The organism is Actinocrispum sp. NPDC049592, assembly GCF_040675465.1.
Taxonomy (GTDB): Bacteria; Actinomycetota; Actinomycetes; order Mycobacteriales; family Pseudonocardiaceae; genus Kibdelosporangium.
Genome location: NZ_JBFAPA010000036.1, coordinates 24,208 through 35,199, shown reverse-complemented (window position 1 = coordinate 35,199; position 10,992 = coordinate 24,208). Strand labels below are relative to the sequence as shown.

Genomic DNA, 10,992 nt, shown 5'->3' with positions numbered 1-10,992 from the left:
GTTGGTGGGTGTTTGGAGTTTGTGGGTCGGGTGGATGGTCAGGTGAAGGTGCGTGGTTTTCGGGTGGAGCTGGGGGAGGTGGAGGTTTGTTTGCGCGGGCATTCGGCCGTTCGTGACGCGGCGGTCGTGGCTCGCAGTGACGGTGACGGGGGTACCCGGCTGGTGGCATTTGTGGTGCCGTCGGATGCGGATGCGGATGCGGATTCTGGGTTGGTAGGGGTTGAGGTTTTGCGGGGGTGGGTGGGGGAGCGGTTGCCGGGTTACATGGTGCCGTCGGTGGTGGTTTGGGTGGATGAGTTGCCGTTGACGGTGAATGGGAAGGTTGATCGTTCTGCGTTGCCGGATGTTGGGGTTGAGCGTCCGGTGTTGGGTGTTGGTTTTGTGGGGCCTCGGTCCGAGGTCGAGGTGTTGGTTGCGGGTGTGTGGTGTGAGGTTTTGGGGGTGGACCGGGTTGGGGTGCACGATAATTTCTTTGATTTAGGTGGGCATTCTTTGTTGGCTGCTCGGGTGGTTTCGCGGTTGGCGCGGACTGGGTTTGATGTGTCGTTGCGGCAGCTGTTTGAGTTTCCGACGGTGGCGGGTTTGGTGTCGGAGTGTGGGTTTGGGGGCAAGTCGGGTGTGGTTTGTGGGCGGGTTGCTCGTGAGTGGGTTGAGGTGGATGCGGTGGGTGGTGGTTTTGGGGGTGGATGGGTTTTTCCGGCGTCGGCTGGTCAGCGTCGGTTGTGGTTTTTGAGTGGGTTGGGTGTGTCGGGGGCGTATCACGTGCCGGTGGCTGCCCGGGTTGTGGGGCGACTGGATGTGGACGTGTTGCAGGCCGCGCTGGATGTGGTGGTAGGGCGCCACGAGGTATTGCGGTCCGCGGTGGTGAGCGTGGCTGGGGGCAGCGCGGCAGGGCTGGGTGATGGGGTGGTTCAGGTTGTTGTTGCGGGGGTTGGGGTTCCGGTTCGGGTGGTGTCGCTGCCGGGTGCGTCGGTGAGGGTTGAGCCCGTGGCGGATGGGTTGGTGGGAGATGTGCCGGAGAGGTCGGTGGCGGGTGCGTCAGGGCTGGCGTCGGTGCTGGGTGATGAGGTGGCCGGGGTTGTTCGGGAGGAGGTTGCTCGGCCGTTTGATCTTTCGGTTCCGCCGTTGGTGCGTTGTCTGGTTGTTGAGGTGGGTGCGGACGAATGGGTTTTGGTGGTTGTTTTTCATCACGTGGTTGCTGATGGGTGGTCGTTGGGTGTTTTTGTTCGGGAGTTGGCGGAGTGTTATGAGGCGGGGTTGGCTGGGCGTGGGCCGGAGTTGCCGGAGTTGCCGGTTCAGTACGGTGATTACGCGGCTTGGCAGCGCGATCTGGATGTTTCCGGTCAGCTGGAGTTCTGGCGTGACCAGCTGGTTGGCGTGCCGTCGCTGGATCTGCCACTCGATCACGCACGGCCGAAGTGGTCCGAGTTCGCCGGTGGGCTGGTCGAACGCGAGATGCCCGTCGACGTCCTTGGCCGGCTGACGGATCTGGCGCGGTCGTCGCAGGTCACGTTGTTCATGGTGCTGGTGGCCGGGTATGTCAGCGTGCTGTCGCGGCACGCGGGTCAGTCCGATGTGGCCGTGGGGACGCCGGTCGCGGGCCGGGACCATGAGGACTTCGAAAAGCTGATCGGGTTCTTCGTGAACACCGTGGTGCTGCGGACCGACCTGTCCGGCGAGCCGTCGTTCCGCGAGCTTCTCCAACGAGTCCGCGCGGTGTGTCTCGACGCCTTCGCGCACCAGCAGGTTCCGTTCGAGCGGGTGGTCGAGGAGTTGGCGCCGGAACGCGAGCTGAACCGGACCCCGTTGTTCCAGGCCATGATCGCCTACCAGGACACGCCACCAACCCGGAGCGAACTGGACTGGACCCAGATTCCGGTCCACACCGGCACCTCGAAGTTCGACATCACGTTAACGCTCGAAAACACGGACGGAGGCCTGAAAACCCGGCTCGAGTACAGCGAGGAGATCTTCGAGAAAGAGACCGCCCAGCGGCTGCTCGACCATTTCCACACCCTCCTCGCCTCGGCCGCCGAGAACCCCGACACCCCGGTGACCGAACTCGACATGCTCGACCAGGCCGAACGCGATCACCTGGCCAGACTCGGCACCGGCCCAGAAATCAACTTGGAGCAAGGCCACCTCCACGACCTGATCGCCGCGCAGGCCGAGCGACGCCCAAATGCGGTCGCCCTGGAGCACAACGGCCAGCACATGACCTACCGCGAACTGGAGACCCGGGCCAACCAACTCGCCCACCACTTGATCGCCACCCACCACGTGACCGTTGGTGAACGGGTGGCGGTGGCGATGCCGAGGGGCATGGAGATGGTCGTCGCGCTGTTGGCCGTGCTCAAGGCCGGTGCGGCGTTCGTGCCGCTGGATCCGTCGTACCCGCCCGCCCGCATCCGGTACATCCTCGAGGACGCCCAGGTCGACACCGTCATCACCACCACGAACACGGTGCCCATCGACGACCGACAGGTGGTCGTCCTCGAAGAGGCGACGGGGCGGCCAGAGTTCCCGCCTCGATCGGGTGCCACGCCCCAGGACCTGGCCTATCTGATCCACACGTCTGGTTCCACCGGTCAGCCGAAAGGCGTCGCCATCTCGCACCACAACCTGACCGGCATGATGGCCTCGCTGCTCCACCGGATCGAGATCGGCGAAGCCGGCCGATGGGCCTCGGTGACCACGATCTCCTTTGACATAGCCATTCTTGAGCTGTTCCTGCCCTTGCTGGCCGGCGCCCGCGTCACCATCCTCGACCGCGCGGACGCGATGGACGGCAGGCTGCTGGCCCGGCGTCTCGCCGAGTGCGGCGCCACGCACATGCAGGCGACACCCGTGACGTGGCGGTTGCTGCTGGACGCGGGCTGGCGCAGCACCGACCGGTTCACCGCGCTGTGCGGCGGCGAGGCCCTGCCCAAGGATCTCGCCGCCGACCTGCTCACCGCGGGCGTCACCTTGCTGAACATGTACGGCCCGACCGAGGCCACCATCTGGTGCACTTCGGCGGAGATCACCGGCCCCGCCCGGATTTCCATCGGTTCCCCGCTCGGAAACGTGCGCGTTTTTGTGTTGGATGGTGGGTTGGGTGTGGTTCCGGTGGGTGTGGTGGGCGAATTGTATGTGGGTGGTGTCGGAGTAGGCCGGGGTTATTGGGGTCGTGGTGGATTGACGGCGGAGCGGTTTGTTCCGGATGGTAATGGGAGGAGGTTGTATCGAACGGGTGATTTGGTGCGGTGGGTCGATGGAAGTTTGGAGTTCATCGGCCGGGCGGATGGCCAGGTGAAAGTGCGTGGTTTCCGGGTGGAACTGGGGGAGGTGGAGGCCCGTTTGCGCGGGCATGGCGCTGTCCGCGATGCGGCTGTCGGTCAAAGTGATGGTCGGCTGGTGGCTTTCGTGGTGCCGTCGAGCACCAAAGTGGGTGCTGATGTGTTGCGTGAGTGGGTGGCGGAGCGGTTGCCGAACTACATGGTGCCGTCGGCGGTGGTGTGGCTGGACGAGCTGCCGCTGACGGGCAATGGAAAGGTGGATCGTTCGAAGCTGCCGGACGTCGGGGCAGGGCGTCCCGCGTTGGGTGTGGGTTTTGTGGCGCCTCGATCCGAGACCGAGGTAGTGGTCGCGGGTGTCTGGTGTGAGGTGCTGGAGGTTGACCGTGTCGGGGTACACGATAATTTCTTTGACTTGGGCGGGCATTCTTTGTTGGCTGCGCGGGTGGTGTCACGCCTGTCGCAGGCGGGTCTCGATATCTCGCTGCGCGAGCTGTTCGAACAGCCCACCGTGGCCGCCGTCGCGAATAACAGCAGACCGGTCGTCGCGACCAGGTCCATTGTCCGAAAACCACGCGTTCCGCACGTCGAGGACTCGCGGTAATTCCGTTCTACTGATTCCGGGAGCGTTCCATGCCAGAAAATGGTCTGCCTGACCTGACCGCGCTGTCGCCCGCCGAGAAGCGCGAACTCCTCGGCCGGTTGCTGGCCCAGAAATCGGCTCGGTCCAACCTTTCGCTGGAGCAGCGGCGGCTGTGGTACCTCCGCCACGTCGACCCGTCCGTGCCCTGGCACGTCTCGCTCGCCTTCCGGGTCACCGGCGCGCTCGACCGTGCGGCACTGCAGCAGTCCCTCGCCGAGGTGGTGAACCGGCACGATGTGCTCAGGTCGACCTTCGTCGAGGTCGACGGGCGGCCGTTCCGCGCGCTGTCGGACGCGGTCTCGCTCGCGGTGCCGCTGATGGATCTCTCCGATCTCACCGACGCCGAGCGGGCGACGCGGATCGCCGAGATCGCTACGGCCGAGCGCGGCACGGTTCTCGACATCGCGACGGCGCCCCTGCTGCGCGTCCTCCTGGTGCGGTGCGCCGAGGACGACCACATCCTCGTTGTCACCGGTCACCAGCTGATCGTCGACGAGCGGTCCACCATGCTCGTGGTCCACGAGCTGTTCGACTGCTACGCCGAGTACGCCGCGGGCGGCACGCCCCAACGAGGACGTGACGAGCGGTTCGTCGGTCTCGTCGCCGCCCAGCAGGAATGGGTCGGCGGTGAGGAGTATCAGCAGCAGCTCGAGTATTGGCGCCGGAGTGTGGTGGGGGTGCCGTCACTGGACCTGCCGACCGACCGCCCGCGCGGCGCGACCCGGGAGTTCCAGTGCCACACGGTGATCCGCGAGCTCGACAGCGAACTGCTCGCCGACATCGAGCGACTGGCGGCCACCGCCGGATGCGACACGAACGACGTCGTGCTCGCGGCTTATGTCGCCGTCCTGTCCCGGTACGCGGGTCTCTCGGACCTGTCGGTCGGCTGCGGAACGATCGCCTTGCCCGAGCATGCCGACGTCGTCGGACCGTTGCACAACACGTTGCCGTTGCGGTTCTCGCCGACGCGTGATCTGTCCTTTATGGGCTTCCTCGAGCAGGTGCACACGGTCGTCGCTGGTGGGAAGGCGCATGGCCGGCTTCCGTTCGAGCAGATCGTCGAGGAACTCAAGCCCCGGCGCGACCTGACGCACAACCCCTTCTTCGAGGTCGCCTTCGAAGGGGAACCCCTCGCATGGACCCGATGGACCGGCGGCGGGCTGACCGTCCTGCCGGTGCACGCCGGCAATGGCTGGACCCAGTTCGACGTCACGCTGTCCAGCCGCGTGCACACCAGCGGCCTGACCCTGGAAGCCGCCTACGACAAGGACATCCTCGACGAGTCGACCGTGGCGGTGATGCTCGACCGGATCATCCGGGCGGTGCGGACGGCCGCCGCCGATCCGGACCGCGCCGTCGGCGACCTCGTCGTGCTCGACGAGTCCGAGCGCAGGAAGGCGGTGGTCGAGTTCAACGACACCGACCGGCCGTATCCCGCGGATCTGTGTCTGCACCAGCTCGTCGAGCAGCAGGCCGATCGGACGCCGGACGCGTTGGCAGTCCACTGTGGACAAACGGAGCTCACCTACCGCGAACTCGACGGGTACGCCAACGCCGTCGCACTGCGGTTGCTGGACATGGGCGGGCACCTCGAATCCGTGGTGGCCGTGCTCGCGGAGCGGTCGGCCGGATCGCTGGTCGCGCTGCTGGGCGTGCTCAAGGCCGGCATGGCCTACCTGCCGATCGACCCGTCCTATCCCCGCGAACGGCAGCAGGACATCCTCGCCGATTCGGGCGCCACAGTGCTGATCGCGGGACCAGGACAACCGGTGGACGCCCTGTCCGCCGAACCTCAGCGGCTCCGCGTCGACCTCGCCGAGCTCGAACCGGTGGCCGAGCGTCCGCAACCGGTGGGCCGCCTCACCCCGGACCATCTGGCGTACGTGATCTACACGTCCGGCTCCACCGGCCGGCCCAAGGGAGTGGCCGTCTCGCACCGCTCGATCGTCGGCTCGACGGCGGCCCGCTGGGAGTTCGAGGCCGACGGCCTGCCGGAGCGCTACCTGGTCTTCGCCCCGTTGTCCTTCGACGCCGCGGGCGGCGGCGTCTACTGGACCCTCTCGCGGGGCGGAACCGTGTACATGCCAACGGAAACCGAGGTGCACGATCCGCGGCTGCTGCGCGATCTGGTCGCCCAGCACGAGCTGACGCACGTCGACGGCGTGCCCGCGCAGTACAGCGTGCTGCTGGACATCCAGGACCAGCTGGAGTTCCCCGCCCTGCGGATGTGCATCACCGCGGGCGACGTGTTGACCCCGTCGTTGGTGGCGCGGCATTTCGCGGTGAATCCGGGTGCGAGTCTGTTCAACGAGTACGGGCCGACGGAGGCGACGGTGTGGGCGTCGACGCATCGGTGTGGTGTGGGGGATGGGTTGGGTGTGGTGGTTCCGGTGGGTCGGCCGGTGTCGAATTGTCGGGTGTTTGTGTTGGATGGGGATTTGGTGCCGGTGTTGCCGGGGTTGGTGGGTGAGATTTTTATTGGTGGTGTGGGGGTTGCTCGGGGGTATGTGGGTCGTGGTGGGTTGACGGCGGAGCGGTTTGTGCCGGATCCGTTTGGTGGTGGGGGTCGGTTGTATCGGACGGGTGATCGTGGGCGGCATCGGGTGGATGGGGTGGTGGAGTTTCTTGGGCGGGTTGATAAGCAGGTGAAGGTGCGTGGTTTCCGGGTGGAGCTGGGCGAGATCGAGAACGCCATCCTGAGCCAGCCGGGGGTGATCGACGCCGCCGTCCTGCTGCACGACGGTCCCAGCGGCGAACCCGTCCTCGCCGGGTACGTGGTGCCCGCCAAGGGCGCGAACGCCTTCGGCACGGCCGAGATCGGCCGCGCTCTCGCCCGCCGCCTGCCCGACTACATGGTGCCCGCGACGCTGATGATGCTCGACCGGATGCCGCTCACCGAACACGGCAAGATCGACCGCGACGCGCTGCCGAAACCCACGTTCGACAACAAGGACCACGTGGCACCGCGGACCGCCCTGGAAGCCAACGTCACGCGGATGCTGTCGGACATCCTGGGCGTGCCGAACATGGGCGTGACGGACGATTTCTTCGCGCTCGGTGGCAACTCACTGCTGGTCGCCCGGCTGGTCGCCAGGATCAGCCGCGAGTACGACATCGACGTGCCGGTGTTCGAGATCTTCAAGCTGCCGTCCGCCGAGGGTATCGCCGGAGTGATCGAGAACGCGGTCGCCGTGCGCAGCGGCGCGGTGGACAGCGAAGCGGCGTACGCGTTCGACCTCGCCGAGCTGAAGGCGGAGATCCAGCTCGACCCGGACATCGATCCGGCCGGGCTGCCACCGGCCGGCTTCCGTGCCCCGCGCCATGTGCTGGTGACCGGGGCGACCGGCTACGTGGGCGCGTTCATCGTCGCCGAGCTGATCGCCCGCACCGACGCGACCGTGCACTGCCTGGTCCGGTCGTCCGACCCGGAGTCGGCGGTCGAACGGCTGGACGAGCGGCTGCGGCACTTCCGCATCGACCTGGGCGATGCGCGGGAACGGGTGCGCGTCGTGCACGGCGATCTCGCCCAGCCCCGGCTGGGGTTGTCGCCGGAGCGGTTCGACGAGCTGGCCGACACAGTGGACGCCATCTACCACAGCGGCGCGGTGGTCAACTTCGTCTTCCCGTATGACGCGCTCAAGGCCACCAACGTCGGCGGGACGGAGGAACTGCTCCGGCTGGCCTGCCATCGCCGGATGAAGGCGTTCCACCACGTGTCCAGTATGGACGTTTACCTGGCCTCCGGTGCCGAACGCCCGTTCCTCGAGGTCCCGCTCGCCGACGCGCCGCCGCGCATCCCGGACGGGTACCCGCGCAGCAAGTGGATCGCCGAGGGCCTGGTCGCGATCGCGGGCGAACGCGGGCTGCCGGTGAGCGTCTACCGGCCCTGGATGGTGATGAGCCATTCCAGCAGCGGGGCGTCACACACCACGGACTACTTGCTGGTGTCGCTCAAGGGTTTTCTGGAGCTCGGCGTGCTGCCGTCGTTCGACGAGGTGATCAACGCCTCGCCGGTGGACTACGTCGCCGCGGCCATCGTGCACGTCTCCACCCGGCCGGACTCGCTCGGCGGCATCTACCACGTCGGCAACCTGAACCCGGCGACCGCGAACGAGACGTACGCCTGGGTGAAGTCGTTCGGCTACCAGCCCAACGTCATCGACTTCGATGTCGCCCGGGCACAGGCACTCGAGGTGGAGCAGGACCACCCGCTCTACCCGCTGACGCCGATCATGCGCAGCGCCCCGAAGGAACACCCGGCCCTGGACATCAGCGTGCAGCGGTCCCTCGATCCGTCGGTGGAATGCGCGAACACGCTGACCCACCTGGTGGGCAGCGGCATCGAGTGCCCGCCGATGAACGAGGAACTGGCGCACTCGTGCTTCGCCTACCTCGTGGACACCGGGTTCCTGCCCGCACCGACCGGCCCGCGGGTGGCCGAGCCGTCCGGCACGCACTGACCCTGCCGCAGACCAAGGAGAACGTGATGGCCCTGTCCATCGGCGAACACGAGTATGCGGCGTGGCGGTTGCGCGGACCGCTGGACGTGGCCGCGCTACGCCGGCGGCACAACGCCTTGTCGGTCGGCCTCAGCATTGTCGACCTCGGCGGATCCGGTGAACCCGTTGTGCTGACCGAGATCTGCCGGTCGCTGGCGCGGGACCACCGGCCGGTGACGGCGGGGCACAGCACGTTGTTCCAGGTCGGTGCCGACGACCACGTTCTGGTGGTCGCGCATGCCGGTGAAGGCACGGGCGGACTGGTGGCCGGCGAGCTGGGGCGTGCCCTGCTCGACGGCCACCATGGCCGGCCCGTTGCCGAGATGCGATCACAGGCATTCGCGTACATCGATGTGCCAGGCGTGAACACGCACGTGGGTTCGTTGGTGGCCGAGGTCGAGGGCGGTGACTGGTCCGGGGTCGCCGCCCAGCTCAAGGCTGCACCGGCGGAGGCGGTCGACTTTCTCGTTGCCGGTACCGCTGCCGTGGTGGGCCGGGACCTCGGCGAGTGCGAAATCACTGTGGACATCGGGAAAGGACCCGACCTGCCCGGTACCGACTCGCTGACCCGGCTGGCGATCGGCTGGAGCCCGGACGAACCGCTGGCCGATCTGGCCCGCGGTCTGCGCGACGGCGGCGCGGGTGAGCCGGGTCCCGCCGAAGTCCTGATCTCGATCGGCCAGGACGTGGCCTTCACCGTCGGGTCCCTTCGGGCGGAACCGGTCGAGCTTCCCGCGAGGGCGGCCGGACATCGGCTCGCCGTGCGGTTGCGCCTGCGGCCCAACGGGGTCCGGATCAGGATCGACTTCGACACCCGGCATCGTGACCGGGAAGGCGCGCTGCGGCTGGCTCGTCGCTTGTGGACGGTCTGGACGACCAGCACGCCCGAGCTCCCGATCCGGGTGCTGACCGGTCTGACGGCGCTCGAGCGGCAGCAGGTCCTGGTCGACTGGGCCGGCCAGGACGAGCCGTATCCCAGTGACAGCTGCCTGCATGAGCTGATCGAGGCCGCGGCACACCGGAACCCGGCGACGGTGGCGGTCTCTTGTGGACCGGTCGCGGTGACCTATGCGGAGCTGAACGACTGGGCGAACCGGGCCGCTGCCCACCTGCGGGCTCTGGAGGTCCGTCCGGACACCGTGGTCGGTGTCGTTGCGGCCAGGTCAGTGGAGGCCGTGGTGGGCATGCTCGCGATCCTCAAGGCCGGTGGCGCTTTCCTGCCCCTGGACCCGCAATCGCCGGCCGAGCGCCTCCGGTACCAGATGGACGACACCGGCGCTGTTGTCGTCCTGGCCGCGCGGGACCACATCGCCTCGATGGCGGCCGCGATTCCCAAGGCCACCGTCGTGTCCCTTTCGGACTTTCAGGAGGGGACCGATGGTGTTCCGGACGTGCCCGCGGGCTGCCGGCCAGACCATCTGGCGTACGTGATCTACACCTCTGGATCCACCGGCCGTCCCAAGGGTGTCGCGGTCTCCCATCGCAACATCGTGCATTCCAACCACGCCAGGCATGTCCACGACGAGTTCCCGGAACGGGTCCTGATCACCAACCCGCTGACGTTCGACGGTTCGGCGAGCGGCCTGTACTGGGCGTTGACCGAGGGCGGGACGGTGCTGATCCCGACGGACCAGGAACTGCTCGACCTGAAGGCGGGCAGCGACCTGATCCGCGCCACCCGGGCCACGCACCTGCACACCATCGCCTCGGTGTACTCGGTCCTGCTCGACTACGGCCACGAAAGCACCTTGCGGCTGGTGAACGTCGGCGGTGAGGTCCTGCCGCCGTCGTTGGTGGCGCGGCATTTCGCGGTGAATCCGGGTGCGAGTCTGTTCAACGACTATGGGCCGACGGAGGCGACGGTGTGGGCGTCGACGCATCGGTGTGGTGTGGGGGATGGGTTGGGTGTGGTGGTTCCGGTGGGTCGGCCGGTGTCGAATTGTCGGGTGTTTGTGTTGGATGGGGATTTGGTGCCGGTGTTGCCGGGGTTGGTGGGTGAGATTTTTATTGGTGGTGTGGGGGTTGCTCGGGGGTATGTGGGTCGTGGTGGGTTGACGGCGGAGCGGTTTGTGCCGGATCCGTTTGGTGGTGGGGGTCGGTTGTATCGGACGGGTGATCGTGGGCGGCATCGGGTGGATGGGGTGGTGGAGTTTCTTGGGCGGGTTGATAAGCAGGTGAAGGTGCGTGGTTTCCGGGTGGAGCTGGGCGAGATCGAGAACGCCATCCAGCGCTCCCCGGACGTCACCGAGGCCGTCGTCCTCGCGGAGAACGACGGAGTCAACGAGTGCAGGCTTGTCGCGCACGTGGTCCTGCGAGATCCGGATGCGCGGTCGGTATTGCGGGAGCACCTCGCCCAGGTCCTGCCGAACTACATGTGTCCGCACGAATTCGTCTGGCACAAGCGGCTGCCACGCAACCACAACGGCAAGGTCGACGCCGCCGCCCTGTCCTCGGCGCACGCCAAGCGGGCCATCCGGCAGCAGGACGGCACCTCGGTCGACCAGCTCGCCCTGGCCGATGTGGACGCCTTGTTGCGAGAACTCAGCTGACCGAACGAGAACCTGGATCGGAGCAG

3 protein-coding genes are annotated in these 10,992 nt (G+C 67.1%); all 3 read left to right on the top strand.

All coding sequences use genetic code 11. The features are described 5' to 3' along the window. Nucleotides 1-42: 42 nt before the first annotated feature. The 3 genes from AB0J95_RS50675 to AB0J95_RS50665 are packed head-to-tail and all read left to right on the top strand — an operon-like array spanning nucleotide 43 to nucleotide 10,966. Nucleotides 43-3,879 carry an amino acid adenylation domain-containing protein gene (locus tag AB0J95_RS50675; RefSeq protein ID WP_364773906.1) on the top strand — a complete coding sequence of 1,279 codons (3,837 nt, stop codon included), beginning with the start codon at nucleotides 43-45 and terminating at the stop codon, nucleotides 3,877-3,879. 29 nt (nucleotides 3,880-3,908) lie between these two features. Further along, the gene (locus AB0J95_RS50670) at nucleotides 3,909-8,378 is read left to right on the top strand and encodes an amino acid adenylation domain-containing protein (protein WP_364773904.1); all 4,470 of its coding nucleotides are present in this window, start codon (nucleotides 3,909-3,911) and stop codon (nucleotides 8,376-8,378) included. Continuing rightward, nucleotides 8,297-10,966: an amino acid adenylation domain-containing protein gene (locus AB0J95_RS50665; RefSeq protein ID WP_364773902.1), complete on the top strand. Its 2,670-nt coding sequence runs from the start codon at nucleotides 8,297-8,299 to the stop codon at nucleotides 10,964-10,966. The genes AB0J95_RS50670 and AB0J95_RS50665 overlap by 82 nt, the downstream gene beginning before the upstream one ends. Nucleotides 10,967-10,992: the final 26 nt, after the last annotated feature.

Bases quoted from the DNA above. Each gene is read 5' to 3' on its own strand.
- AB0J95_RS50670 (WP_364773904.1), top strand. From the start codon at position 3,909: ATGCCAGAAAATGGTCTGCCTGACCTGACCGCGCTGTCGCCCGCCGAG.